The organism is Novosphingobium sp. KACC 22771 (assembly GCF_028736195.1).
GTDB lineage: Bacteria > Pseudomonadota > Alphaproteobacteria > Sphingomonadales > Sphingomonadaceae > Novosphingobium.
Genome location: NZ_CP117881.1, coordinates 1435178 through 1459361, shown reverse-complemented (window position 1 = coordinate 1459361; position 24184 = coordinate 1435178). Strand labels below are relative to the sequence as shown.

Below are 24184 nucleotides of genomic sequence, written 5' to 3'. Positions count from 1 at the left end.
TCAGGGAGGCGGGCCTTTTCTTTAGCCCGACTGGGCCGACCGCTTATTCAGCAGCCGGTTCCTCAGCAGCCTTCTTCTTGGCCGGAGCCTTCTTCTTGGGAGCAGCCTCAGCCGCTTCCTCGCCCTCGGCAGCAGCCTTCTTCTTGGGCGCAGCCTTCTTCTTGGCGGCGGGCTTTTCTTCCTCGTGGCCATGGTCGCAATCCGGACCATGGACGTGGCCGGCTTCGCCTTCTTCGGCTTCGATCGCGGCCTGCAGCTCTTCCTTGCTCACTTCGCGGGTCGTGACTTCGGCCTTGTCGAAAAGGAAGTCCACAACCTTCTCTTCATAGAGCGGCGCGCGCAGTTGGGCGGCGACCATCGGTTCGGACTGAACGTATTCGACGAAGCGCTGACGGTCTTCCGGGCGATACTGCTGCGCGGCCTGCGACACCAGCATCTGGAATTCCTGGGCGGTGATTTCCACGCCGTTGGCCTGGCCGATTTCCGACAGCAGGAGGCCGAGCCGCACGCGGCGCACGGCGATCTTGCGATAGTCTTCCTTCTCGGCTTCGATTTCGGCCAGAGCAGCGGCGGGATCTTCCTCGCGCGCGGCTTCCTGGGTCAGCTGTTCCCAGATCTGGTTGAATTCGGCTTCCACCATGCTGGGGGGCACGTCGAATTCGGCGCCATCGGCCAGAATGTCGAGCAGCTGGCGCTTCATCTGGGTGCGGGTCTGACCTTCGGTCTCACCTTCCAGCTGACCGCGCAGCAGGCCCTTGAGCTGATCCAGATCGGTCAGGCCCAGGCTCTTGGCGAATTCGTCGTCGATCACGGTTTCACCGGCAACCTTCACCGCCTTAACGGTGATGTCGAAGGTGGCTTCCTTGCCGGCGAGGTGAGCGGCCTGATAGTCCTCAGGGAAGGTCACGGTTATAACCTTCTCGTCGCCAACCTTGGCGCCGACGAGCTGTTCTTCAAAGCCGGGGATGAAACGGCCAGCGCCGATTTCCAGCGCCGCGTCTTCAGCCTTGCCGCCGTCAAATTCAACGCCGTCCAGCTTGCCCACGAAGTCGATGATCAGCTGGTCGCCGGTAGCGGCTTCCTTGCCTTCTTCGGCATCGTTGAAACGCTTGGCCGACGAGGCGATGCGGGTGACGGCTTCGTCAACGGCTTCGTCCTTGACGGGAACGACCAGCTTTTCCAGCTTGAGGCCCGACAGGTCGGGGGCCGAGATCACGGGCAGCACTTCGAGGCTGACGGTCAGCTCGGCGTCCTTGCCTTCCTCATAGCCTTCGCCCAGCGCGACATCGGGCTGCGTGGCAGGGCGCAGGCCGTGGTCAGCAACCAGCTTGTCCAGCGCTTCGCGGATGGTCTGCGAGAGAACATCCTGATGAACCTGCGCGCCAAAACGCTTCTTGACCAGATTCGCGGGCACCTTGCCGGGGCGGAAACCGGGCAGCTGCACCTGAGGAGCGATCTTGACGACCTCGCTCTCGATCTTTTCGGCAATGGCGCCGGCCGGGATCGTCACGGTAAAGCCGCGCTTCAGACCCTCATTGGTGGTTTCGACAATCTGCATGATAATTCAACGCCTTCCCAACTCGCAACTGTCGCTTGCACGGGGCGGAAGACTGGTGCGGGCGAAGGGACTCGAACCCCCACATCTTACGATACTGGTACCTAAAACCAGCGCGTCTACCAATTCCGCCACGCCCGCATGAAGACGAAGCTACGTCAAATTCAGATGGGGGGCCTTAGAGACGTTGAACCAAAAGGGCAAGCGCCCAAACGCAGATCACGCGCAAACCGCGTATTTGCTCGTCATAATGCGCGCCACAGCGCCCGTATCCGCCAATTTTTACCGTCCAGCAACAGGCGGGAAACGCACCGAACCTACCTGAGGATCAGGCCTGATACAACAAACCATACAGGCCGATACGCAGGAGGTGACCATGCTTGAAGTGATCATGGCGGCAGCGGCTCTAACCGCGACCGCCGCCCATACCGAAACCCTCTCCCATCGCGACCGGGCGATAGACCTTCATTATCGCGCCCAGATCGAACTGAGCACCATGACCAAAGGCGCCCATGTGCCCACCCGCGGCCTGGAGCGCGCCTGTCACTGGGAGGCGCGGGTGATCGTCGAGAGACAAAGGGCTGACGGTGCTCTTGCCCAGCGTCTGCCGGTGGCCAAAGAGGCGAACGGCACGACGCACGGAGCATGTCATAAGGACAATATCCATGTGCAACGGGTTGCGGCCCGCGCATTGGGCGACCTCAACCATGCACTGCGCGAGGCCGCCCTCGCCGACCGCCCCACCGTTCTGGCCGAAATGGAGGCGGCCCATCCGCGATCAACCCAATAGGTCTAGAGTGCGAGCCAACGGGCCAGAACCATCAGCCATGAGCGGGTCTGGCCCATTTGGGCGGACGCCGGACGGGCCGGGCTGCCCGCCTCGCATTCCAGACAATAGGCCTGCGCCCCGCGCACCGCCATCAACCGCTGCGCCCCGACCACCGCCGAGGCCAAAGCGGCCCGCTGACGCTGGGTCACCATGCTTGTCCAGTCGAGCGCGGCATCATCGTCGCTACCCGCTTCATTATCCTGTGCGCCAAACTGGCGCATGATCTGGTCCAGCGGGCCGACCTCATCGCCCAGCCAGACCGCATGCCATGCGCCGTCCTTGATCCCGGCGCGCCCGGCCGCATCGGCAAGAGCGGCATCAAGCCCGCCAAACCCGTCGACCAGCCCAATCTGGCGCGCGGTACCGCCATCCCAGACGCGGCCTTGCGCAATCCGGTCCACCTCTTCGGGCGTTTTCTTGCGCGCGGCGGCCACCAGGCCGAGGAACCGGCCATAACCCGATTCAATATTCGCCTGCAAAATCTGCTCGATCTCCGGCGTGAGGCCCGTCAGCACATCAGGCTGGCCCGCCAAAGGCCCGGTGCGGACACCATCGCCCTTGACGCCCCAGCCCTCAAGCGCGCGCTCAAAACTGGGGATCACGGCAAAGATGCCGATCGAGCCGGTGATCGTGCCGGGCTGGGCAAAGATTTTGGAGCCCGAGGTCGAGACCCAATAGCCCCCGCTGGCCGCGACATTGGCCATCGAGATCACCACCGGCACCCCGCGCGCCTTTTGCCGTAGGATCGCGGCACGGATCGCTTCCGAGCCCGTCACCGACCCGCCCGGCGAATCCACCCGCACCACCAGCGCCGCCAGTTTCTGAGTCGAGGCGGCGTCAATCAGTCGGGCGATCCGCTCGCCGCCTGCGCTGCCCGGTCCGGCCTTGCCATCGGTGATCTCGCCCGCCACCGTCACCACGCCGATGGCGCGGCCACCCTTGCTTTCGGGATGGCCCGCCAGCCACGCGGCCAGCGTCGTATGGGCAAAGCTGCCCGGCGCGGGAACTTCATCGCTCGCTTTGTCCTCGCCCGCGATCTTGGCAATCGCATCGCCCCATTCGGCACGCGTCCCGATCTTGTCCACCAGTCCGGCCGCCAACGAGGCTTTGGCGGCATCCCCGCCCGAGGCCTTGAACCAGCCCACCGGGTCGGCCACAACCTTGTCTACCTGCGCCTTGGGCCGGGCCTTTAGGACATTCTCGCGCCATTGGGCAAAGATCGTGTTGAGCAGCGCCTTGCGCGCCTCACGCGAAGGTTCGGACATCGAGTCGCGTATATAAGGTTCGACAAAATCCTTATACGTCCCCACGCGGAAAACATGGGCCGAGATCTTGAGCCGTTCCAGCAATTTGCCGAAATAAAGATTCTGTCCCCCCAGCCCTTCGACATAGGCGCCGCCCAGCGGGTCGATCCAGATCTCGCTGGCATGCGAAGCGATCAGCAAGCCGCGATCCCCCAGCATCGTGCCATAGACCAGCACCGGCTTCTTCGCCTTGCGCACCACATCCATCGCATCGCCGATTTCAACCGCATGGACAAAGCCCGCGCCGCCGAATTTGCTCATGTCGATGGCCACGGCCTTGATCTTGTCATCACTGGCCGCCCCGCGCAGCGCGCGAATCACATCGCGCTCGCGCAATTCCGGGTCGCCCACATTGCCGGTCAGAACGCTTTGCAGATCGGTCTTCGGCAATTCCTCGACCACCGCGCCCTTCATTTCGATCAACAGCGCACCCTCGCGCAATTGAGGGGCCGCGGGCCGGGCCGAGAGCGCGGCATAAAGCGCGCCGAAGAATAGCAGCAGCAGGGCCAGCACCAGCCCATCCTTGATGGCTACCAGCAGCCGCCATACCGATTTTGCAAAAGTCATGTCTTCTCCGTCGCCTTGCCCGCCCACCCTACGAAGGATTTGCCCAACAGAGAAGTGGACAAACGGCCCTTTCCTCTTGAGCCGGGCCGGGCACAGGTTTAGAGCGCTCTCTTCAATGACATCAGCAAACTCCTCCAGCCGGAGCCGCTACCCTGCGGGCTCTCTGGCCTTCCCGCACCGTGGGCTGCTCGGTCTTGCCGGCCTTGCCCCGCACGAGATCCTCTTTCTGCTCGACGAGGCGGAGCAATGGGTGGAGCTGAACCGTCAGCCGACCAAGCGGGTGGACCACCTGCGCGGGCTGACCATTATCAACGCCTTTTACGAAAACTCGACGCGCACGCTGCTCTCGTTTGAGATCGCGGGCAAGCGTCTGGGCGCCGATGTGGTCAACATGTCGGTGGGCCAGTCAAGCGTGAAGAAGGGCGAGACGCTGATCGACACGGCCATGACGCTCAACGCCATGCGCGCCGATGCGATTGTGATCCGCCATGCCAGTTCGGGCGCGGTGCGGTTGATTGCGGAAAAGGTCGATTGCCCGGTGCTGAATGCGGGCGATGGCCAGCATGAGCATCCCACGCAAGGTTTGCTGGACGCGCTGACCATCAAGCGCGCTAAGGGTGAGTTTGTCGGCCTGAAAGTCGTGATCTGCGGCGATATTCTGCACAGCCGCGTGGCGCGCTCGAACATTCTGGCGCTGACGGCTCTGGGCGCCGATGTGCGCGTCTGCGCCCCGCCCGCGCTGATGCCCGCCGATATCGAGCGGATGCGCGTGACGCCCTATCATGACTTTGACGCCGCGCTGAAAGACGCCGATGTCGTCATGATGCTGCGCCTGCAAAACGAGCGCATGACCGGCCAGTTCATCCCCTCGCCGCGCGAATATCGCCATCTCTACGGCCTTTCGGTGGATCGTCTGGCGCGGGCAGCCGGGGACGCCATCGTCATGCACCCCGGCCCGATGAACCGGGGGGTGGAAATCGACTCCAACGTGGCCGACCTGCCGGGGCGCAGCCTGATTACAACTCAGGTGGAAATGGGCGTGGCGATGCGGATGGCCTGTCTGGAAGTGTTGACCCGAAAAGCGCGCGAAGTGCCCGGTTGGGCGCAGCCCAGAGAAGACAAAGGAAACTGGGCATGAAACAACCGGCTCTGACCATCATCAACGGCCTGATCGTGGGGCGCGAGGGCGCGCCGGTTGCGGGCACGATCCGTTGTGAAGACGACCGTATTGTAGGCATCGGCGCCGATGTTGTGCCGCAGGAAGGCGACCGGGTTGAGGACGCGCGCGGCAAGCTGATCGCGCCGGGCCTGGTCGATCTGGGCGTGTTCGCCATCGACAAGCCCGCGCTGCATTTTGGCGGGATCACGCGCGCGGCGCTGATGCCCGACCAAAACCCGCCGCTCGATCGCTCCTCGACCGTGCGCTATGCGGCGCAGAGCGGGAAGCCTGATCTCTGGGTCCATCCCCTTGCCGCCGCCACACGCGGGCTGGAGGGCAGCGACATGGCCGAAATCGCCCTGATGCGCGATGCGGGCGCCAAGGCTGTGGCCACCGGGCGGCAGTGGATCGCCGATTCGGGCACGATGCTGCGCCTGCTGCGCTATTGCGCGATGCTGGGCATGACCGTGATCGCCCATGCCGAGGACAGCGGCTTGACCGGCAATGCCGTGGCCACTGCCAGCGAGATGTCGACCCGCCTTGGCCTGCCCAGCGCCCCGGTGGAAGCCGAAGCGCTGGCGGTGGCGCGTGATATTGCTCTGGCCGAAATGGCGGGGGCGAAATTGCATTTCCGCCAGATCACCACGCGCGGCGCGCTGGACCTGATCCGGGCGGCGCAAAAGCGCGGCGTGGCGGTGACGGCGGGCGTGACGCCTGCGCATTTCATGCTGTCGGACACGGCTCTGGCCGATTTCCGTACCTTTTGCCGCTTTTCGCCCCCCTTGCGGCGTGAGGATGACCGCAAGGCCGTGATCGAGGCGATTGGCGATGGCACGATCAGCGTGATCGCCAGCGGCCACGATCCGCGCGGGCCGGAAGACAAGCGCCTGCCCTTTGCCGATGCCGAGCCGGGCATGGCGGGGGCTGAAACGCTCTTGCCGCTGACCATGAATCTGGTGCGCGACGAGGTGATCGACATGGCCACAGCTTTCCGCCTGCTGGCCGCGAATCCGGCCGGGTTGCTGGGTGTGGACGCTGGCGCGCTGGAGGTCGGGCTTCAGGCCGATATCGCCATCATCGACGCGGATCGTCCGTGGATCGTCTCCTCGGACAAGATGGCGGCGGCGGCGGGCAACACCCCGTTTGACGGTCAGGGCGTGCAGGGCCGCGCGCTGGCCCTGTGGAAGGGCGGCCTCAAGGTCGGTTAAGCCGCGATTTCGGCCTGTCTGGCCCCCAGCGCGCCCGTCGCGTCAACGGGGGCCAGACGGACCTGAAGCCCGCGCTGCCCCCCGTTGATATAGATGCTTTCCCATGCCTGTGCGCTGGCATCCAGCACCACAGGAACCTTGCGGGTCTGGCCAAAGGGGCTGATGCCGCCGATCTTGTAGCCGGTGATGCGCTCGGCATCGGCAGGCTTCATCATCACCGCCTGCTTCACCCCCAGCGCGGCGGCGGCCTTCTTCATCGCCACGTCGCGATCGCTGGGCGCGATCACACAGGCCGGTTTGCCATCGGCCAACACCATCAGCGTCTTGAACACCCTCCCCGCCGGTTCGCCGAGAGCCGCAGCGGCAGCCTGACCGATGCTGTCGGCATCGGGGTCGTAATCATAGCTATGCAGCGTGTAGGTCACGCCTGCGCGATCAAGAAACTGGGTAGCGCGCGTCGCCTTGGCCATGGGGCACCTCCTTGGCCTAAGGCTCTATCCGCCCGCCAAGCCTTTGCCCATAGCCTAAAATTCGCTCCAGTCATCACCCACCGCCCGCGCAAGGCCCGATGGACGCTGGCGTGTTTCCGGCGTTGGGCGCGAGCGCTGAACGGCGGAATGACGGCGGAAAGGCACCGGGTCGTCTCTCCGTTCATTTCGGACCGCCGCATCGCGGGTACGAAATCCTGACACCAATTGCGCCAGCCTCTCGGCCTCTTGGGCCAGACTGTGGGTGGCGGCGGTGGATTGCTCGACCATCGCGGCATTTTGCTGGGTCATGCGATCCATATCGCCCACCGCATCGTTGACCACGCGGATGTTGGTGGCCTGACGCTCGGAACTGACCGCGATATCCTCGATCAGAACGCTGATTTCCGAAACTTTTGCCACGATCCCCTGCAAACGCTCGCCGGTGCGGCCAACCAGATCGACCCCCGCAGAGACCTGTGTCGAGGAATTCTGGATCAGACTTTTGATGTCGCGCGCGGCATCGGCGGTCCGCTGCGCCAAGGCGCGGACCTCACTGGCCACGACAGCAAAGCCGCGCCCCGCCTCGCCCGCCCGCGCAGCTTCAACCCCCGCATTGAGCGCAAGCAGATTGGTTTGAAACGCGATGCCGTCGATTACATTGATGATCTGGCTGATCTGCTGGGCGGAGTGTTCGATGGCGGCCATCGCCTGAACCGCATGGGCCACAACATCGCCGCCATCGCTGGCCTGCCGGTGGGCATCCTGGGTGGCGGCGCGCACGACGGCGGCGGTGCGGGCGGAGGCCTGAACCGTATCCGATACGGCGCGCAGCGAGGCGGCGGTTTCTTCAAGGCTGGCCGCCTGCGTTTCGTTCCGGCTTGCCAGATCGTCGGCGGCGGCCTTGATTTCCTTGACCGAACGCATCACACCGCCCGCCCCCACGCGCACGGTTCCCATCGCCTCCATCAGCGAGGACACCGAGTGGTTGTAATTTTCGCGCAGCGCCTCGTATTCGGACGGGAAGGCATCAAGCAGGCGGTGCTCCAGGTCTTTGGCAGAAAGGTGACTGAGCGCCCCGCTCAAGGCATCGACCACCTGCTGCTGCTCGATCTGCGCCTGTTTCTGGGCGATCCCGGCCTGACGAAAAACCTCCATGGCCTGCGCCATGATGCCGATCTCGTCATCGCGATCACGCCCTTCAACCTGTGCGTCATAATTGCCCTGCGCCATGCCGGCCATCGCCTGCGCCGTGGCGTGGAGCGGCGAGACGATTCCCCGATCGATAAAGCGCCGCGCCATCACAATGGCCCCCACCACCAAGGCCATCATTCCCCCGATCACCACCAAGGCGCCGGCGACCAATGGGTCATCAAATTCATGTTCAGCGGCACGGAAATCAGCCGACTTTTTGACCAGTTCCAGAATCGCCTCATGCTGTTTGGCATAGGCAGGGGCCAGTTCATCGTCATAGACCCGCCGCATCGTGGCCACGTCGCCCACGCGCGCCGCCGGGGCAAAACGTTGGTTCACCGCGCTCCAGAAGGCATCGGCATAGGTCTGGCTCTTTTTCAGCACGTCAAACTGATCGGCGGGAATGGGGGCCGTCTGCCAATAGGCCTTGCGCGTGGCATAGTCTTTTTCCAGCAGAGCCAGATTTTGCAGATGCCGCCCAGCCTGTTCCGGGTGCAGCATCGCCAGTGACGCTTCCAGGCTGGGTTCAACAACATAGGCAGGAGGCGGCAGAATATCGGCCACCAATTCGTCCTGAAGCGCATATTTTCTGGAAATCGGGCCGCCAAAACGAATCTGCGATACAACAATTGCCGACAGAACGATGGCAAAGGCAACCGCACCAACAACCATACGGCTGCCGCTTCTAGCCTTGTCACTGATCATGCTGAAACTATCCCATCAATCCGAATGGCCGACAATTTAGGCACGAGTGGTTCATTTGGTGTGGAGAGCCGACTTCACCAAATACTTACACGACGCAGTGACGGGGCCGGTGCGCAAGCTCACTATGCTTGTCAGCGTGCTTCCCAAACGGGAAATTGTCGTCAAAAGGGCAGAGGTGGAAAGCGGAGACGCCAACGGCGCCTCCGGTCCAACCGGAAGCGCCGCTTTTACATGACCTAAAGCATCAAAATCGCTTTATCGCGGCGAAATGGATGCCTGATTGTTCTGAGGAGCGGTGGCGCGGCCAATAGCGGCCCCACCGGCTAAACCAAGGCCCAAGCCGCCTGCCGTGCCCATGCCGCCGCCACCGAAACCACCTCGAGCGACCCCACTCATGCCGCTCCCATTGCTCATGCCGGTCATATCAACCGATTCCCATTTTTGACGCAATGCGCTCCACCTGTACTGTGCCCTACCATATTTATCGGTAACCGTCTGACCATCAACAGTACCTGGCGTGGTTGGCCCACCCGCACAATTTTTGACACTCGCGAGCACAGTATTCCTAGCCCTGCCAGGCACAGCGATCTTCCCCGAATATACGCAGTTGTTAACCGAAACGACTGCACGCGGCAGCGCGCTGGCAGCGCGAATCGCCTGAGGTGCAGACGTAATCGTCGCAGCAGCGGCGTAAATCGCCATAAAAGTCATAGACATGGTATTTTCCCCCTGTGGTCCCGGCAATGAAGCGGGCATCACTGAGATCGATAAATACAAATATCTACGTACTTGTCTATTAACCATACAAATGGCATTGCCAGCGCGTGTCGCCCTTTGGCGACGGATCGCGCAGCCTCTTGCCCGACATATTCGGCTTTGAACCGAAAGGTGTCCCGGTCGAGACAAGTCTTGCTCCTTGATGCCTGCCACCGACGACACCTTTGCAAATCCGCTTGCTTTTATCGGCAGAATCGCTAGGCGCCGCATCTTCTGAAAGTGCGGATTCGCAGCCCGCGCACATGATATGCGAAGAAAGCCGGAGGGGCCCCGCAATCGTGCGGACAAGCCAGCGATCGGTTATACGGATGAAAAGGAAGCTGCCGTGGCTCTCTATGAGCACGTGTTCCTGGCTCGCCAGGATCTGAGCCAAGCGCAGGTTGATGCGCTTGCCGCCACCGCCACCGAGATCATTGAAACCAACGGGGGCAAGGTCACCAAGACCGAAACCTGGGGTCTCAAGAACCTCGCCTACAAGATCAAGCGCAACCGCAAGGCTCACTTTGTGATGCTCAACGTTGAAGCCCCCGCCGGCGTCACCGCTGAACTGGAGCGCCAGATCGGCATCAACGAAGACATCATCCGTTTCATCACCGTTCGCGTTGATGAACTGGAAGCTGGTCCCTCGGTCCAGATGCGCAAGAATGATCGCGAGCGCAGCCGTCGCCGCGAACGCGAGGAGGCTTGATCCATGGCTCGTGCATTTTTCCGTCGTCGCAAGAGCTGCCCCTTCTCGGGCAAGAACGCTCCCAAGATCGACTATAAGGACATCCGCCTGCTTCAGGGCTTCATGTCCGAACGTGGCAAGATCGTTCCCAGCCGCATCACCGCCGTTTCCGCCAAGAAGCAGCGCGAACTGGGCCAGGCGATCAAGCGCGCCCGCCATCTGGGCCTGCTGCCCTACCTCGTGAAGTAAGGGAGAAAATCCATGCAGATCATTCTCCTCGAACGTATCGAGAAGCTGGGCCACATCGGTGACGTCGTCACCGTGAAGGACGGTTACGCCCGTAACTTCCTGCTGCCCAACAAGAAGGCGCTGCGCGCCAACGAAGCCAACCGCAAGGTGTTCGAAGCCCAGCGCGCCGACATTGAAAAGCGCAACGCCGAAGCCAAGGCTGCGGCCGAAGGCCAGTCGGGCGACGTTGAAGGCAAGAGCGTGGTCCTGATCCGCGCCGCCTCGAACGCCGGCCACCTGTATGGCTCGGTTTCGGTGCGCGACATCGCGGACGGCCTGAACGCTGAAGGCGCCAAGGTGACCAAGGCGATGATCGTTCTGGAGCGCCCGATCAAGTCGATCGGCATCTATGACGTTCGCGTTGCTCTGCACCCCGAAGTTTCGGTGACCGTCAAGGTGAACGTTGCCCGTTCGCCCGACGAAGCCGAACTGCAGGCTCAGGGCGTCAACGTCTCGGAAGCGCTGTTCGACAACGCCGTGGGCGGCTTCACCGAAGCTTATGACCCCAACGCAGAACCAGGCGAAATCCCGGCCGACCTGCTGGAAGGCGAAGCGGAAGCCGAGTAATCGGTTTTCGCGGGCCTGTGGGCTCGAAAAGAATCGGGGGGCGTGGGAAACCGCGCCCCCTTTTTCTATGCGTTACTTCTTGATCCGCAGGAAACGCGCGGCATTGTTGTAAAGAATATCGCGCTTCTGCTCGGGCGTGAGATAATCGGCGTTCTGGATGATGCCGATCGAATAGGCCATCAGACCGGGCCACAGCAGTTGATCGGTGCCATACATCACCCGGTCGCCAAACCCGCCCTCCACAAGGCGCTGGATATAGCGGTTCACTTCCTTGCGCGGATAGGACCAAATAAGGCCCGCAATATCGACATAGACGTGGCTATTGGCCTGCAGCAGCGTCAGCATGTTTTCGGCCATCGGATAGCCCGCATGCATCACCTGAACCCGCAGCTTGGGATGGCGGGCCAGCAGTTCCTCAAGCAGCAACGGATTGCCCATTGAGCCGCGGAAGGTCGGACGCGAAACATTCGAACGTCCTGAGCCGCCTGTCCCCATATGAATGGCCACCGGAATGTCCAGCTTTTCGGCCAGCGCAAAATAAGGCTCGGCGCGCATGTCGCTGGGCGAAATGCCTTCATATTGCAGGCCGATCTCACCCATCACCTTGAAGCCGTCCTTGGTGAAGGCCACCTCAAGCCGCTTCAACTGGTCGGCCTGATCGGGCGTCGTCACGCTCTTGAAGGCTGTGCCGGGGATGACGCGCTCAGGTGCAGCGGCCTGCCATTTCTTGACTTCGGCAGGATCGCCAAAGAACACACCCGTCACATTCAGCCGCTTCATCTCCGCCAACACCTCGGGCATGTACTGTCCCTTGGCGGCAGGATAGAGGCGCGGTGTACAATCCTCCTTTGACCAACCGAACGGCGCCTCAGGCCCATCGGCCGGATCCGAGGCTAGAAAACGGTCAGCATTGGGACACATCGGCATCCCCCCGCTCGCAAATTCCCCGGCGTGCATATGCACATCGATCACCGGGCCGGGGTCGCCGGCGGCATTTTGGGCGAAGGCCGAGCCAATCATGAAAACGTTACCAAGGACGGACGCGGTGAAAGCGGCTCGCAGGCCCGTTTTGCGCATTTTCTCTCTCCCATGGGGTGAAGGCTTCGGGCGTCTTCCCTGTTTTGCGCCCGTAGGCTCATTCTTGCCCGCCAATCTTACGCCGTCAAGTCAGCCATTTCTTCACGCCCCCTTGCAGCGCGGCGCCAGTGCGATAGTTTTACCCCATGAACACAGAGCAAATCATCACTCAATTGAGCGCCATTTATGACGCCGCCGTCGCCACCTTGCGATCCGATATCGCGGATTTTGCTGAAAAGGGCACGATCCCTCCTGCCTCACGGATTGCCGAAAACGCGTGGTGCTATCCCGAATTGCGGGTGCATTATACTGGGCGCGAGACCCACCCGGACGCCAGTCGCGCCTTTGGCCGCCTTAATGACGCGGGCTCCTATGCCACCACTGTTACCAAGCCCCATCTGTTTGCGGGCTATCTTGAGGAGCAATTGCTGACGCTGGCGGAGGATTACGAAATCACCGTCGAAGTCGCTCGGTCGAACCAGCAGATCCCCTTCCCCTATGTGCTGGACGCCACCAATGCGACCTCGGCCCGCCCGTGGGAACTGGCGCAGCATTTCCCGACCACGGAACTGGCGCTGATCGGCGATGAATTGTCCGATGGATTGGTGGACATGGGTCAGGATGGACAGGCAATGCCATTGGCCCTGTTTGACGGCCTGCGCACCGATTTCAGCCTTGCGCGTCTGGCGCATTACACCGGCACCAGCCCCAGCCACTTCCAGCGTTATATCCTTTTCACCAACTACCACCGCTATGTCGATGAATTCGTCGATTGGGCGGGCCAGCAATTGGGCGAAAACGGCTATACGGCGCTGTCTGGAGCGGGTGGGCTATATCTGACCCAGCGCCATGAGAATGCACGCGTCCTGCTCTCTGACACGGCTTGGCGCCGGCATCAGATGCCAGCATACCACTTGATCGGCCCGAACCGCAGCGGGATCACCTTGGTCAACATCGGCGTCGGCCCGTCGAACGCGAAAACGATCTGCGATCACCTGGCGGTTCTGCGCCCTGAGGCGTGGCTTATGATCGGGCATTGCGGCGGTCTGCGCGATACGCAAAAGATCGGCGACTATGTGCTGGCCCATGCCTATCTGCGCGACGATCATGTGCTGGACCCGGTCCTGCCGCCAGAGATCCCCATCCCGGCCATCGCCGAAGTGCAGCGCGCTTTGGAGCATGCGGCCGAAATCATTTCAGGCCAGACGGGTGCCAACCTGAAAAAGCGACTGCGTACCGGCACCGTGGTCACCACCGACGATCGCAACTGGGAGTTGCGCTACACGCTCTCGGCCCAGCGTTTCAGCCTGAGCCGCGCTGTGGGGATCGACATGGAAAGCGCCACGATCGCCGCACAAGGATATCGTTTCCGCGTCCCCTATGGCACCCTGCTTTGCGTGTCGGACAAACCGCTGCATGGCGAGATCAAGCTGCCGGGACAAGCCAATCGCTTTTATGAAGAAGCCATCGCCGCGCATCTGGCCATCGGCACCACCACGGTTGACTTGCTGCGCGCCGAGGGGCAGCGCCTGCATTCGCGCAAACTGCGCGCCTTTCGCGAACCGCCCTTCCGCTAATCACGCCAACGAGCGACACACAAAAAAGGGCCGCGGCATTCTCTGCCGCGGCCCTTTTCAATTCACGACCTGCAAAGGTCGGTAAGGATTATTCCTCACCTTCATCCGCAGTCAGAACCGGACCTGAGTCCTGGCCCTTTGCGGCCACATCACGGTCAACCAGTTCAATGATCGCCAGCGGCGCGGCGTCCGAAGCACGGATGCCGGCCTTGATCACGCGGGTGTAACCACCGTTGCGATCCGAGTAGCGCGAAGCCAGAACGTCGAACAGCTTGACCAGCTGAGCATCGTCCTGAAGGCGGGCATGCGCCAAACGACGGTTCGAAAGACCGCCACGCTTAGCCAGCGTGATCAGCTTTTCGAGGTAGGGGCGCAGTTCCTTGGCCTTGGGAACGGTCGTCAGGATCTGCTCATGCTTGATGAGCGAAGCCGACAGGTTGCGCAGCAGCGACTGGCGATGCTGGCTGGTGCGGTTCAGCTTACGCTGGCCGTACTTATGACGCATTGTATGTTCCTTCGCGTTCGTAGGGGGGCCGGTTTAGGTACCCCGATCCAGGCGGCAATTGACGGCTGCCGCCAAAACCGTTTGGCGGGACTGGTCACCCAGCCCCGCCGAAACTATTAACCCAGCAGCTCTTGTTCGAGCTTCTTGGCCATTTCCTCGATGTTTTCAGGCGGCCACCCGGGGATGTCCATCCCCAGACGCAGACCCATCGACGAGAGCACTTCCTTGATCTCGTTGAGCGACTTGCGGCCGAAATTCGGCGTACGCAGCATCTCGGCTTCGGTCTTCTGGACCAGATCGCCGATATAGATGATGTTGTCGTTCTTGAGACAGTTGGCCGAACGAACCGACAGCTCCAATTCGTCCACCTTCTTGAGAAGGTAACGGTTGAGCTGGTTGGTGTCGCCCTCTTCCGGAGCAGCAGCAGCAATGCCGCCAATCATCGGAGCGGCGCCAGCCGGAGCGATATCCTCGAAGTGGACGAACAAAGCCAGCTGGTCCTGCAGGATACGGGCGGCATAAGCCACCGCGTCTTCGGGAGCCACCGTGCCATCGGTTTCCACCGACAGGCTCAGCTTGTCATAGTCCAATTCCTGACCTATACGCGCATTGTCAACCTTGTAGCTGACCTGACGCACCGGCGAATAAAGCGAATCGACCGGAATGAGGCCGATCGGCGCATCAACCGGGCGGTTCTGAACCGCCGGGACATAGCCCTTACCGCTGTCCGCGGTCAGTTCCATGTTCAGCGTCGCACCTTCGTCGAGATGGCAAATCACGAGGTCCTTGTTCATGACCTCGATATCGCCCGTCACTGCAATATCGCCAGCGCGCACTTCACCCGGGCCAGTGGCCGAGAGCTGAAGGCGCTTGGGGCCTTCGCCCTGCATCTTGAGCGCGATCTGCTTCACGTTCAGCACGATGTCGGTCACGTCTTCACGCACACCGGCCAGCGAGCTGAACTCATGCAGCACGTTCTCGATCTTGATCGAGGTGATCGCGGCGCCCTGCAGAGAAGAAAGCAGGACGCGACGCAGCGCATTGCCGAGCGTCAGACCGAAACCGCGTTCCAGCGGTTCGGCGACGAAGGTCGCGCGGCGCTTGGGGTCGTTCCCCGGCTTGACTTCGAGGCTGTTGGGCTTCTTCAGTTCCTGCCAGTTCTTGATGTTGACAGTCATGGACTTCCCCTGATTTCTCTACTGGCGGGAACGACCACGGCGCTCCCGCACGATGCGGGCCGCGGTCGATCCTTGTGGCTGCGCAGACGACCAGACGCCGCCTGCGCAAGCACGATCAGACGCGGCGACGCTTCGAAGGCCGCACACCGTTGTGCGGGATCGGGGTCACATCGCGAATCGAGGTGATGGTGAAGCCGACGGCCTGCAGCGCGCGCAGGGCGCTTTCACGGCCCGAGCCGGGGCCCTTGACTTCGACTTCCAGGGTACGCACGCCGTGTTCGGCGGCCTTCTTGCCGGCGTCATCCGCAGCCACCTGGGCGGCATACGGGGTCGACTTGCGGCTGCCCTTGAAGCCCATCATGCCGGCGCTGGACCAGCTGATCGCATTGCCCTGAGCGTCGGTGATGGTCACCATCGTGTTGTTGAAGCTGGCGTTGACATGCGCAATGCCGCTCGAAATATTCTTACGTTCCCGCTTGCGAAGGCGCTGGGGTTCACGTGCCATGGGATCTTATCCTCGTCTTCCGGTCAAACAGATGAAGCTAGCGAAAACCGCTTACTTCTTCTTGCCAGCGATGGGCTTGGCCTTACCCTTGCGGGTACGGGCGTTGGTGTGGGTGCGCTGACCGCGAACGGGCAGACCCTTACGGTGACGCAGGCCGCGATAGCAGGCCAGATCCATCAGACGCTTGATGTTCATCGCGGTTTCGCGACGAAGATCGCCTTCCACGGTGTGTTCGGCGTCAATGGTTTCACGGATGTGCAGGACTTCAGCGTCCGACAGATCCTGAACGCGACGGCTGTGGTCGATGCCCAGCTTGTCAGCGATCTGCTTGGCCTTGAACGAGCCGATACCATGAATGTAGGTCAGCGCGATGATAACGCGCTTGTTGGTGGGGATATTAACCCCGGCAATACGAGCCACTCTTTTCTCCATGCTCCACAGGGATATGCGGAAAGGTCGCTTCTGATAAAGCAACAGGCCACACACCCCCATCTCAACGCTTTTTCACAATGACAAAGTCAGATCGCCTTGACGGCAAAAAAGCCCGACGGGCGCACAACCATAAGTGCCTCCTGCCGGACTGACCCTTTTCGACATGTGAAGAGCGCGCCTAGACCGATTCGCCGGACAAGTCAACGCGAGCGATCAAATTTTAGAGGAAAGGTAAACCGGAAAATTCGGCCCCCTTTCCTCGCGGCGCTTCAAATCGGAAGAACCCTCCTCGTCAGCATGTTCACCGACGAGGGCGCCCTTTAAATCAAGCGATAATTCGCTCGATGGCATCCGTAACATGACCCAGCTCAGCCATGCCGTTCACACGCGAAACAATGCCACGCGCCTCATAAATGGGCAAGATCGGCGCCGTCTTGGCCCGATACTCGGCCATGCGCGTACGCACCGTTTCCTCATTGTCGTCAGGACGGCGCTTGAACTCGGTGCCATTACACTTGTCGCAAACGCCAAAAGCCTTGGGTTGCTCAAACTTGTCGTGATAGCCCTTACCGCAATTGGCGCAGGTAAAGCGGCCCGTGATGCGCTCAACCAGCGCATCCTCATCGACGTCCAGCTCGATCACGTGATCCAGCTTCCGACCACGCTCACCCAGGATGGCATCGAGCGATTCAGCCTGCGCAGCCGTGCGAGGGTAACCATCAAAAATGGCCCCCGCCTCGGCGCCCATGCTATCCAGCTCTTCGCCAATCAGCGCTGAAACAATTGCGTCGGAAACCAGTTCGCCACGCTCCATCACCGCCTTGGCCTCAAGGCCGACGGGTGTGCCAGCCTTGACAGCAGCGCGCAGCATATCGCCTGTCGAAAGCTGACGAAATCCATGACGTTCAACAAGGCGCTGGGCCTGCGTGCCCTTACCAGCCCCCGGCGGTCCAAGCAGAATGATATTCACCGGTCTCTCCCCTCCGTTCAGACCATCGAAGGCGGCGCGCGTTAGCGCATCCGCCCCTTGAGTTTCGCCTTCTTGATCAGATCACCATATTGGTGAGCCAACAGATGCGATTGGATCTGTGTGATGGTATCAACGGTCACGTTCACCACGATCAGCAAGCTCGTGCCGCCGGCCACCACCAGACGCAACCCGGTTTGCTCCATGAAGAACTCGGGCACAACACAGACTATGGTAATATAGGCAGCGCCAATTACCGTGATTCGCGTCAGAACATAGTCGAGATAGGTCGACGTATTTTTGCCCGGACGGATACCCGGAATGAAGCCACCGTTGCGCTTCAGATTGTCGGCCGTCTCTTCCGGATTAAACACCACGGCGGTGTAGAAGAAGCAGAAGAACACGATGCCGAGAGCATAAAGCGCCATATAGAGCGGCTTGCCATGGCCGAGATACTGGTTGAGCGTGACGATCACATTGCCCAGCGTCGAATCCGGTGCTACCGACTTACCCGCAAACTGCGTAATGGTCAGCGGAAGGAGCAGCAGCGAACTGGCGAAGATCGGCGGGATCACACCCGCAGTGTTGATCTTGAGCGGCAGATGACTGCGATCCGCCTGCATCATGCCGTTCTGCGTGGCCCGCTTGGGATATTGGATCAGCAGGCGACGCGTGGCGCGTTCCATAAAGCTGATGAACAGGATCATGCCAACGACCAGCGCCACCATCGCAAAGATGGTCAACCCGTTGACCGAACCCGAGCGCCCACCCTCAAACAACTGGATGAAGAATTGCGGCATCTGGGCCACAATACCCGCCATGATGATCAGCGACGTGCCATTACCAATGCCGCGACTGGTGATCTGTTCACCCAACCACAACAGGAACATCGTACCGCCAATCAGCGAGATCACCGCGCAGACCCGGAACAGCATGCCCGGAATAACCACAGCCTGAAGCCCGGCAGAGGTACCATAAGCCTCAAGACCGGAAGCAATCGCCCAGCCCTGAATTGCCGTCAGCAGCACCGCGCCGTAGCGCGTCCACTGGTTCAGCTTCTTGCGACCGCTCTCCCCCTCTTTCTTCAAAGAGGCGAGCGCCGGGTGCAGCGAAGCGGCAAGCTGAACCACGATCGAGGCCGTGATATAGGGCATGACGCCAAGCGCGATGAGGCTCATGCGCTCAAGGCTGCCGCCCGAAAAAGTGTTGAAAATGTCGAGAATGCCACCCTGCGTCTTGGCGTAGAGCTGCTGGAGCACCAGCGGATTGACGCCCGGAAGCGGGACAAAACTCAAAAAGCGGAAGACAATCAGCGCCCCGACGGTGAACCAGATACGGCTCTTGAGTTCCGTCGCTTTATTAAAATTGGCGAGACTGAGTGTGCTGGCGATATTATCGGCGCGCGATGCCATAGGATTGCTCAAACCCTGACCCTGGCCGCCAAAATGGGCGGCGGACCTTTACCCATAGGTGGGAAAGGATAAGGACTGCGGGCGGGGATACAACCCCCGCCCGCAAATCCAAACCAAATTACTCGGCAGCAGCAGCCACGGCGGGGACTTCCACCGAGCCGCCAGCAGCTTCGACAGCCGACTTGGCACCGGCCGAAACGCCGGCAACCTTGAAGCTAACCTTGGCGCTGAACACGCCCTTGCCGAGCAGACGCACGCCATCCTTGCCACCGCGGGCCAGGCCGGCGCCCTTGAGCGCAGCGTGATCCACAACCGCCGAGATGTCGAGCTTGCCAGCATCGATCGCCTTCTGGACCATGCCCAGGTTCACTTCAGCATAGTCCTTGCCAAACGGGTTGTTGAAACCGCGCTTCGGCAAACGCATGTGAAGCGGCATCTGACCGCCTTCAAAGCCATTGATCGACACGCCCGAACGCGCCTTGGCACCCTTCTGACCGCGGCCAGAGGTCTTGCCCTTACCCGAACCGATGCCGCGGCCAACGCGGATACGACGGTGGCGGGCGCCAGCATTGTCACGGATATCATTCAACTTGGTCATATTATGCACTCGCTTTCGCTTTTATCGCGCTTGATGGAAGGCGGCCCCTTAGGCGAAATGCGCCACCCTGTCACCCCTTTTCCGCGCCACCGCTGACTTACAGCGTTCTCATGCAAGATCCGCCATTTGTTCCCGATACCCTAATTAGGTCGAGCGACCGATCACTCACCTCCGTGCAGCGCCGATCATCCAAGACGGACTCGGCGAAAGCTGCCCCCAAAGGAAAGAGAACACTCAGATACCAAAGGCCCAAATGGCCGGAGATAGGGTGTCGCGAGTCGAAACCCTGCCGATACCATCGACCAAGAGATGCCCGGTTCCCCTGTCCAGCCCCTCCCGAGGGAACAACCACCCAAACTCCACACCGATGCTAAACTAGCCAAAAGAAAAGGCCCCGGATCACTCCGAGGCCCTGTCTTGTGCTTCAATCTGAAGGCGCGGGGTCGATCAATCGACCACGGCGACCAGATGGGGCAGCCTGGCGATCGTGCCGCGAACTTCAGGGGTGTCCGTCAGTTCGACAACGCGATTCATCTTGTTAAGGCCCAGACCGATCAGCATCTTGCGCTGAGCTTCAGGGCGACGGATCGGCGAACCGACCTGCTTGATCTTGATGGTTGCCATTGCGCTTACTCCGTAATCGCAGCGGCAGCAGCTTCAAGCTGCGCCTCAGAGTGGTGATGCCCATCGCGGTTGAGCAGGTCGGTGACCTTCTTGCCGCGACGCTGTGCCACCGACTTCGGGCTCGACTGGTTGGTCAGAGCGTCGAAAGTGGCGCGGATCATGTTGTAGGGGTTCGAGGTGCCGACCGACTTGGTCACCACGTCATGAACACCCAGGCTTTCGAAGACAGCGCGCATCGGGCCGCCAGCGATGATGCCCGTACCGGCCGGAGCCGAACGCACGCTCACCTTGCCAGCGCCAAAGTGGCCCTTGCCGTCGTGGTGAAGGGTGCGCGCTTCCTTGAGGGGAACGCGAACCATCTTCTTCTTGGCCGAGGCAGTCGCCTTGGTGATGGCTTCAGGCACTTCGCGCGCCTTGCCATGACCAAAGCCAACGCGGCCCTTGCCATCGCCGACCACGACGAGAGCAGCAAAGCCAAAGCGCTTACCGCCCTTCACGGTCTTGCTGACGCGGTTGATGTGAACGAGCTTTTCAATCAGCTCTTCACCCTGTTCCTCGTCATTCTTGCCGCGACGGTCATCGCGGCGACCACGACCGCGGCCTTCGCCACGCTCGCCATCACGTCCGCGACCACGACCACGACGACCTTCACGCTCGTTGCCCTCGGGAGCAGCTTCGGCGCCGACAACGGCACCGGTTTCAAGGTTGGTTTCGTCAGCCATTGTCAGAACTCCAGCCCGCCTTCACGGGCGGCATCGGCCAGCGCCTTGACGCGGCCATGGAACAGGAAACCGCCGCGATCGAACACGACAGTGGTGACACCAGCGGCCTTGGCGGCTTCCGCCAGTTCCTTGCCCACAGCAACAGCGGCATCGACGTTGGCGCCGATATCCTTGCTGCCCTTCTTCAGCGACGAGGCCGAAGCGAGGGTACGACCAGCGGCATCGTCGATGATCTGGGCGTAGATGTGGCGACCCGAACGGTGCACCGACAGACGAGGACGCCCACCGGCACGAGCCTTGAGAGCGGTGCGAACGCGCCGACGACGGCGCTCGAACAGAGACAGCTTGGCCATTACTTCTTCTTCCCTTCCTTGCGGAAGATGAACTCGCCAGCGTACTTGATACCCTTGCCCTTATAGGGTTCGGGCTTACGCCAGCGACGGATCTCGGCCGCAACCTGACCCACCTTCTGCTTGTCGATACCGGAAATCAGGACCGTGGTGTTATCCGGGGTCTTGATTTCGATGCCTTCGGGAACGTCGAAGTTGACGTCATGGCTGTAGCCCAGCTGAAGCTTGAGCACCTTGCCCTGAGCGGTGGCGCGATAGCCGACACCGGTGATCTGCAGGGTCTTGGTGTAGCCTTCGGTCACACCGGTGATCAGGTTGGAGACGAGCGTACGCTGCATGCCCCAGAACGCGCGAGCCTGCTTCGTGTCGTTGGCGGGCTTCACCAGGATGGTGTCGCCGTCAACAGCATAGCTGATTTCATCACGCAGGGTCAGCGTCAGAGCGCCCTTGGGACCCTTCACGGACAGCACGCCATCGGCGATGTTCGCCGAGACGCCCGCCGGAATGGCAACAGGCTTCTTACCAATGCGGCTCATTAGAACACCTCCGCCAGCACTTCGCCGCCGACGTTGGCAGCGCGCGCTTCGGCATCCGAAAGCACGCCGCGGGGCGTCGAGACGATGGTGATGCCAAGGCCGTTGCGCACCACGGGCAGTTCCTTGCTGCCCGAGTACACACGGCGACCCGGCTTGGAGACGCGAGCGAGATGCTTGATCGCGGGCTCGCCTTCGAAATACTTCAGCTCGATGCGCAGCTGCGGGTGGGCGCCGGTGGCGTCCTCCGAATAACCACGGATATAGCCTTCGCGCTGGAGCACTTCGAGAACGCGCGAGCGCAGCTTCGAAGCCGGCGAGAGGACGGAATCCTTCTTCGCCTGCTGGCCGTTGCGGATACGGGTGAGCATATCACCCAGAGGATCGGTCAATGCCATCGCTTTGTTCCTTACCAGCTCGACTTCGTCACGCCGGGGATCATGCCCTTATTGGCAAGATCACGCAGCTCAACGCGGCACAGGCCGAACTTGCGATAGTAGCCGCGCGGGCGGCCGGTGGTGGCGCAACGGTTGCGCACGCGGGTCGGGTTCCCATTACGGGGAATCTCGGCCAGCTTCAGGCGGGCAATCAGACGCTCGGTTTCATCAGCCGATTCATCGTCCGCAATCGCCTTCAGGCTCGCGTACTTAGCTGCGTACTTCTTGACGAGGGCCTTGCGGCGCTCGTTCTTGTTGATCGAACTCAGTTTCGCCATGGACTTAAGCTCTCTTTCTCAATCTTGCTCGCTCACGCCGCCTGCTTGGCTTCGGCGGTGGCAGTGAACGGGAAACCGAAGAGACGCAGCAGTTCGCGCGCTTCCTCGTCGGTCTTGGCCGAGGTGGTGACGATGATGTCCATGCCACGCACCTTGTCGATCTGATCGTAGCTGATTTCCGGGAAGATGATCTGCTCCTTCAGACCCATGGCATAGTTGCCACGGCCGTCGAAGCTCTTCGGATTCAGGCCACGGAAGTCGCGGATGCGGGGCATCGCGATCGTGATCAGACGGTCAAGGAATTCATACATGCGCTCGCGACGCAGAGTGACCTTGCAACCGATCGCCATGCCTTCACGCAGCTTGAACTGCGCAACCGACTTCTTGGCGCGAGTCACCACCGGCTTCTGACCGGCAATGGCTTCCATTTCGGCGGCAGCGGTCTGGACCTTCTTACGATCCTGCGTGCCTTCACCCACACCCATGTTGAGCGTGATCTTTTCGATCTTCGGGATTTCGAGCGCGTTCTTGTAACCAAACTTTTCCGTCATCGCAGCCGCGATTTCGGCGTCATACTTGGTCTTGAGACGCGGAGTGTACTTATCAGCCATCGATAGCCTCCCCGGACTTCACGGCCACGCGGACCTTCTTGCCGTCCTTTTCCTCGAAGCGGATGCGGGTTGCCGCACCGGTCTTCGGATCGACGAGACCAACCTTGCTGATAGCCATCGGCGCTTCGCGGCGCTCGATGCCACCCTGCGGGTTCACCTGGGTCGGCTTGCGGTGACGGGCTGCGACGTTCACGCCGGCAACCACAATCTTGCCTTCCTTAGGCAGCACGGACAAAACAGTGCCGGTACGGCCCTTGTCCTTGCCCGAACGGACGATCACATTGTCGCCCTTCTTGATCTTAGCAGCGGACATTACAGAACCTCCGGAGCCAGCGAGATGATCTTCATGTAGCCCTTGGCGCGCAGTTCACGCACGACGGGGCCAAAGATACGCGTGCCGATGGGCTCAGCGTTCTTGTTGATCAGCACAGCCGCGTTACCGTCGAAACGGATAACCGAACCGTCGGGACGGCGAACGTCCTTGCGGGTACGAACGATCACCGCGCGGTGAACGTCGCCCTTCTTGACCTTGGCGCGGGGCTGGGCTTCCTTGATCGACACCACGATGATGTCGCCAACGCCAGCGGTACGACGCTTCGATCCGCCCAGCACCTTAATGCACTGGACACGCTTGGCACCGCTGTTGTCAGCGACGTCAAGCTGGGATTGCATCTGGATCATGGATCCGGTTCCTTACGTTAGGCTTGCCGGAACAAGTCCGGCAGTTCCAAAAAACGGCGCCCGCGCAAACGGGCACCGTGAAGCGGTCCGGCGCCCTAACCCGATTCGGGTCAGAGCGCCAGAGAATTTTTCAACGACCTTAGACGTCCGCTTCGACAGCGACGCCCTTGCCCGCCTGAACCCGCTCGATCACCTTCCAGCTCTTCAGCTTGGAGATCGGGGCGGTTTCCTCGATGCGGACAACTTCGCCGGCCTTGAAGGCGTTGTCTTCGTCGTGAGCGTGATACTTCTTCGAACGACGGATGATCTTCCCATAAAGGGGGTGCTTCACCTTACGCTCGACCTTCACGACCACGGTCTTGTCGGTCTTGTCGGAAACCACAGTCCCGATAAGAATACGCTTGGGCATG

Annotated in this window: 29 protein-coding genes and 1 tRNA gene; 7 read left to right on the top strand and 23 right to left on the bottom strand. The window is 61.2% G+C overall.

Annotation, left to right across the window (positions count from 1 at the left end; all coding sequences use genetic code 11):
* Window positions 1-43 precede the first annotated feature (43 nt).
* Window positions 44-1558: a trigger factor gene (tig, locus tag PQ467_RS06685; protein ID WP_274175732.1), complete on the bottom strand. Its 1515-nt coding sequence runs from the start codon at window positions 1556-1558 to the stop codon at window positions 44-46.
* A gap of 53 nt (window positions 1559-1611) precedes the next feature.
* Window positions 1612-1696, bottom strand: a tRNA-Leu gene (locus PQ467_RS06680).
* A gap of 235 nt (window positions 1697-1931) precedes the next feature.
* On the opposite strand from PQ467_RS06680, the gene PQ467_RS06675 reads away from it, so the two are divergent.
* Complete coding sequence (locus PQ467_RS06675; RefSeq protein WP_274175731.1) at window positions 1932-2345, top strand: hypothetical protein; 414 nt, start codon at window positions 1932-1934, stop codon at window positions 2343-2345.
* A gap of 2 nt (window positions 2346-2347) precedes the next feature.
* On the opposite strand, the gene sppA is transcribed toward PQ467_RS06675, so the two are convergent.
* Window positions 2348-4255: a signal peptide peptidase SppA gene (gene sppA / locus PQ467_RS06670; RefSeq protein WP_274175730.1), complete on the bottom strand. Its 1908-nt coding sequence runs from the start codon at window positions 4253-4255 to the stop codon at window positions 2348-2350.
* 115 nt (window positions 4256-4370) lie between these two features.
* On the opposite strand from sppA, the gene PQ467_RS06665 reads away from it, so the two are divergent.
* Entirely contained in the window at window positions 4371-5393 is a 1023-nt protein-coding gene (locus PQ467_RS06665; RefSeq protein WP_274175729.1) for an aspartate carbamoyltransferase catalytic subunit, read from the top strand.
* Window positions 5390-6622: a dihydroorotase gene (locus PQ467_RS06660; protein WP_274175728.1), complete on the top strand. Its 1233-nt coding sequence runs from the start codon at window positions 5390-5392 to the stop codon at window positions 6620-6622. Before PQ467_RS06665 ends, PQ467_RS06660 begins: the two co-directional genes overlap by 4 nt.
* Here the strand turns inward: PQ467_RS06660 and ybaK are convergent.
* Both ybaK and PQ467_RS06650 read right to left on the bottom strand, forming a co-directional pair.
* On the bottom strand, window positions 6619-7092 hold the full coding sequence (gene ybaK / locus PQ467_RS06655) for a Cys-tRNA(Pro) deacylase (protein WP_274175727.1): 474 nt from the start codon (window positions 7090-7092) through the stop codon (window positions 6619-6621). The genes PQ467_RS06660 and ybaK overlap by 4 nt on opposite strands.
* A 54-nt stretch (window positions 7093-7146) precedes the next feature.
* Entirely contained in the window at window positions 7147-8988 is a 1842-nt protein-coding gene (locus PQ467_RS06650; protein WP_274175726.1) for a methyl-accepting chemotaxis protein, read from the bottom strand.
* 1102 nt (window positions 8989-10090) lie between these two features.
* On the opposite strand from PQ467_RS06650, the gene rpsF reads away from it, so the two are divergent.
* Genes rpsF through rplI form a run of 3 tightly spaced genes read left to right on the top strand, consistent with a single transcriptional unit; the run spans window position 10091 to window position 11287 of the window.
* Window positions 10091-10453 (top strand): 30S ribosomal protein S6, encoded by a 363-nt coding sequence (gene rpsF / locus PQ467_RS06645; protein WP_168603805.1) that lies wholly within the window; start codon window positions 10091-10093, stop codon window positions 10451-10453.
* A 3-nt stretch (window positions 10454-10456) separates the two neighbouring features.
* Window positions 10457-10681 (top strand): 30S ribosomal protein S18, encoded by a 225-nt coding sequence (rpsR, locus tag PQ467_RS06640; protein ID WP_127710389.1) that lies wholly within the window; start codon window positions 10457-10459, stop codon window positions 10679-10681.
* 12 nt (window positions 10682-10693) lie between these two features.
* Entirely contained in the window at window positions 10694-11287 is a 594-nt protein-coding gene (rplI, locus tag PQ467_RS06635) for a 50S ribosomal protein L9 (RefSeq protein ID WP_274175725.1), read from the top strand.
* Window positions 11288-11359: 72 nt separating this feature from the next.
* Here rplI and PQ467_RS06630 read toward each other — a convergent pair whose 3' ends face one another.
* On the bottom strand, window positions 11360-12244 hold the full coding sequence (locus tag PQ467_RS06630) for an amidohydrolase family protein (protein WP_274176102.1): 885 nt from the start codon (window positions 12242-12244) through the stop codon (window positions 11360-11362).
* 266 nt (window positions 12245-12510) lie between these two features.
* Here PQ467_RS06630 and PQ467_RS06625 point away from each other — a divergent pair, with 266 nt between their 5' ends.
* Window positions 12511-13941, top strand: coding sequence for an AMP nucleosidase (locus tag PQ467_RS06625; protein WP_274175724.1), 1431 nt, complete (start codon window positions 12511-12513; stop codon window positions 13939-13941).
* Window positions 13942-14029: 88 nt separating this feature from the next.
* Here PQ467_RS06625 and rplQ read toward each other — a convergent pair whose 3' ends face one another.
* The 17 genes from rplQ to rpsQ form a co-directional block, all read right to left on the bottom strand.
* Entirely contained in the window at window positions 14030-14446 is a 417-nt protein-coding gene (gene rplQ, locus PQ467_RS06620) for a 50S ribosomal protein L17 (protein WP_168603809.1), read from the bottom strand.
* Between the two features lie 116 nt (window positions 14447-14562).
* Window positions 14563-15624 (bottom strand): DNA-directed RNA polymerase subunit alpha, encoded by a 1062-nt coding sequence (locus PQ467_RS06615; protein ID WP_274175723.1) that lies wholly within the window; start codon window positions 15622-15624, stop codon window positions 14563-14565.
* 115 nt (window positions 15625-15739) lie between these two features.
* The gene (rpsK, locus tag PQ467_RS06610; protein WP_168603811.1) at window positions 15740-16129 is read right to left on the bottom strand and encodes a 30S ribosomal protein S11; all 390 of its coding nucleotides are present in this window, start codon (window positions 16127-16129) and stop codon (window positions 15740-15742) included.
* A gap of 51 nt (window positions 16130-16180) precedes the next feature.
* Window positions 16181-16549 carry a 30S ribosomal protein S13 gene (gene rpsM, locus PQ467_RS06605; RefSeq protein ID WP_168603812.1) on the bottom strand — a complete coding sequence of 123 codons (369 nt, stop codon included), beginning with the start codon at window positions 16547-16549 and terminating at the stop codon, window positions 16181-16183.
* Window positions 16550-16886: 337 nt separating this feature from the next.
* Window positions 16887-17531: an adenylate kinase gene (locus PQ467_RS06600; RefSeq protein WP_274175722.1), complete on the bottom strand. Its 645-nt coding sequence runs from the start codon at window positions 17529-17531 to the stop codon at window positions 16887-16889.
* Window positions 17532-17572: 41 nt separating this feature from the next.
* Window positions 17573-18940 (bottom strand): preprotein translocase subunit SecY, encoded by a 1368-nt coding sequence (secY, locus tag PQ467_RS06595; protein WP_183622345.1) that lies wholly within the window; start codon window positions 18938-18940, stop codon window positions 17573-17575.
* 118 nt (window positions 18941-19058) lie between these two features.
* On the bottom strand, window positions 19059-19538 hold the full coding sequence (rplO, locus tag PQ467_RS06590; RefSeq protein WP_274175721.1) for a 50S ribosomal protein L15: 480 nt from the start codon (window positions 19536-19538) through the stop codon (window positions 19059-19061).
* Between the two features lie 447 nt (window positions 19539-19985).
* A complete protein-coding gene (gene rpmD, locus PQ467_RS06585; RefSeq protein WP_274175720.1) occupies window positions 19986-20162 on the bottom strand; it encodes a 50S ribosomal protein L30 in 177 nt (58 codons plus the stop codon).
* Window positions 20163-20167: 5 nt separating this feature from the next.
* Entirely contained in the window at window positions 20168-20884 is a 717-nt protein-coding gene (rpsE, locus tag PQ467_RS06580; RefSeq protein WP_168603816.1) for a 30S ribosomal protein S5, read from the bottom strand.
* A 2-nt stretch (window positions 20885-20886) separates the two neighbouring features.
* A complete protein-coding gene (gene rplR, locus PQ467_RS06575; protein ID WP_168603817.1) occupies window positions 20887-21237 on the bottom strand; it encodes a 50S ribosomal protein L18 in 351 nt (116 codons plus the stop codon).
* Window positions 21237-21770, bottom strand: a complete 534-nt coding sequence (rplF, locus tag PQ467_RS06570) for a 50S ribosomal protein L6 (RefSeq protein ID WP_274175719.1) — start codon at window positions 21768-21770, stop codon at window positions 21237-21239. The genes rplR and rplF overlap by 1 nt, the downstream gene beginning before the upstream one ends.
* Window positions 21770-22165: a 30S ribosomal protein S8 gene (rpsH, locus tag PQ467_RS06565; RefSeq protein ID WP_168603819.1), complete on the bottom strand. Its 396-nt coding sequence runs from the start codon at window positions 22163-22165 to the stop codon at window positions 21770-21772. Before rpsH ends, rplF begins: the two co-directional genes overlap by 1 nt.
* An 11-nt stretch (window positions 22166-22176) precedes the next feature.
* Window positions 22177-22482, bottom strand: coding sequence for a 30S ribosomal protein S14 (gene rpsN / locus PQ467_RS06560; protein WP_274175718.1), 306 nt, complete (start codon window positions 22480-22482; stop codon window positions 22177-22179).
* 32 nt (window positions 22483-22514) lie between these two features.
* Entirely contained in the window at window positions 22515-23093 is a 579-nt protein-coding gene (gene rplE / locus PQ467_RS06555) for a 50S ribosomal protein L5 (RefSeq protein ID WP_168603821.1), read from the bottom strand.
* Window positions 23086-23406 (bottom strand): 50S ribosomal protein L24, encoded by a 321-nt coding sequence (gene rplX / locus PQ467_RS06550; protein WP_274175717.1) that lies wholly within the window; start codon window positions 23404-23406, stop codon window positions 23086-23088. Before rplX ends, rplE begins: the two co-directional genes overlap by 8 nt.
* Window positions 23406-23774: a 50S ribosomal protein L14 gene (rplN, locus tag PQ467_RS06545; protein WP_110869606.1), complete on the bottom strand. Its 369-nt coding sequence runs from the start codon at window positions 23772-23774 to the stop codon at window positions 23406-23408. Before rplN ends, rplX begins: the two co-directional genes overlap by 1 nt.
* Window positions 23775-23913: 139 nt before the next feature.
* Window positions 23914-24183, bottom strand: a complete 270-nt coding sequence (rpsQ, locus tag PQ467_RS06540) for a 30S ribosomal protein S17 (protein ID WP_168603823.1) — start codon at window positions 24181-24183, stop codon at window positions 23914-23916.
* Window position 24184: the final 1 nt, after the last annotated feature.

What these genes read in the sequence shown, in the direction of transcription:
- tig (WP_274175732.1), bottom strand. Translation starts at nt 1,558, where the DNA reads ATGCAGATTGTCGAAACCACCAATGAGGGTCTGAAGCGCGGCTTTACC.
- PQ467_RS06675 (WP_274175731.1), top strand. Translation starts at nt 1,932, where the DNA reads ATGCTTGAAGTGATCATGGCGGCAGCGGCTCTAACCGCGACCGCCGCC.
- sppA (WP_274175730.1), bottom strand. Translation starts at nt 4,255, where the DNA reads ATGACTTTTGCAAAATCGGTATGGCGGCTGCTGGTAGCCATCAAGGAT.
- PQ467_RS06665 (WP_274175729.1), top strand. Translation starts at nt 4,371, where the DNA reads ATGACATCAGCAAACTCCTCCAGCCGGAGCCGCTACCCTGCGGGCTCT.
- PQ467_RS06660 (WP_274175728.1), top strand. Translation starts at nt 5,390, where the DNA reads ATGAAACAACCGGCTCTGACCATCATCAACGGCCTGATCGTGGGGCGC.
- ybaK (WP_274175727.1), bottom strand. Translation starts at nt 7,092, where the DNA reads ATGGCCAAGGCGACGCGCGCTACCCAGTTTCTTGATCGCGCAGGCGTG.
- PQ467_RS06650 (WP_274175726.1), bottom strand. Translation starts at nt 8,988, where the DNA reads ATGATCAGTGACAAGGCTAGAAGCGGCAGCCGTATGGTTGTTGGTGCG.
- rpsR (WP_127710389.1), top strand. Translation starts at nt 10,457, where the DNA reads ATGGCTCGTGCATTTTTCCGTCGTCGCAAGAGCTGCCCCTTCTCGGGC.
- rplI (WP_274175725.1), top strand. Translation starts at nt 10,694, where the DNA reads ATGCAGATCATTCTCCTCGAACGTATCGAGAAGCTGGGCCACATCGGT.
- PQ467_RS06630 (WP_274176102.1), bottom strand. Translation starts at nt 12,244, where the DNA reads ATGCACGCCGGGGAATTTGCGAGCGGGGGGATGCCGATGTGTCCCAAT.
- PQ467_RS06625 (WP_274175724.1), top strand. Translation starts at nt 12,511, where the DNA reads ATGAACACAGAGCAAATCATCACTCAATTGAGCGCCATTTATGACGCC.
- rplQ (WP_168603809.1), bottom strand. Translation starts at nt 14,446, where the DNA reads ATGCGTCATAAGTACGGCCAGCGTAAGCTGAACCGCACCAGCCAGCAT.
- PQ467_RS06615 (WP_274175723.1), bottom strand. Translation starts at nt 15,624, where the DNA reads ATGACTGTCAACATCAAGAACTGGCAGGAACTGAAGAAGCCCAACAGC.
- rpsK (WP_168603811.1), bottom strand. Translation starts at nt 16,129, where the DNA reads ATGGCACGTGAACCCCAGCGCCTTCGCAAGCGGGAACGTAAGAATATT.
- secY (WP_183622345.1), bottom strand. Translation starts at nt 18,940, where the DNA reads ATGGCATCGCGCGCCGATAATATCGCCAGCACACTCAGTCTCGCCAAT.
- rplO (WP_274175721.1), bottom strand. Translation starts at nt 19,538, where the DNA reads ATGACCAAGTTGAATGATATCCGTGACAATGCTGGCGCCCGCCACCGT.
- rpmD (WP_274175720.1), bottom strand. Translation starts at nt 20,162, where the DNA reads ATGGCAACCATCAAGATCAAGCAGGTCGGTTCGCCGATCCGTCGCCCT.
- rpsE (WP_168603816.1), bottom strand. Translation starts at nt 20,884, where the DNA reads ATGGCTGACGAAACCAACCTTGAAACCGGTGCCGTTGTCGGCGCCGAA.
- rplR (WP_168603817.1), bottom strand. Translation starts at nt 21,237, where the DNA reads ATGGCCAAGCTGTCTCTGTTCGAGCGCCGTCGTCGGCGCGTTCGCACC.
- rplF (WP_274175719.1), bottom strand. Translation starts at nt 21,770, where the DNA reads ATGAGCCGCATTGGTAAGAAGCCTGTTGCCATTCCGGCGGGCGTCTCG.
- rpsH (WP_168603819.1), bottom strand. Translation starts at nt 22,165, where the DNA reads ATGGCATTGACCGATCCTCTGGGTGATATGCTCACCCGTATCCGCAAC.
- rpsN (WP_274175718.1), bottom strand. Translation starts at nt 22,482, where the DNA reads ATGGCGAAACTGAGTTCGATCAACAAGAACGAGCGCCGCAAGGCCCTC.
- rplE (WP_168603821.1), bottom strand. Translation starts at nt 23,093, where the DNA reads ATGGCTGATAAGTACACTCCGCGTCTCAAGACCAAGTATGACGCCGAA.
- rplX (WP_274175717.1), bottom strand. Translation starts at nt 23,406, where the DNA reads ATGTCCGCTGCTAAGATCAAGAAGGGCGACAATGTGATCGTCCGTTCG.
- rplN (WP_110869606.1), bottom strand. Translation starts at nt 23,774, where the DNA reads ATGATCCAGATGCAATCCCAGCTTGACGTCGCTGACAACAGCGGTGCC.
- rpsQ (WP_168603823.1), bottom strand. Translation starts at nt 24,183, where the DNA reads ATGCCCAAGCGTATTCTTATCGGGACTGTGGTTTCCGACAAGACCGAC.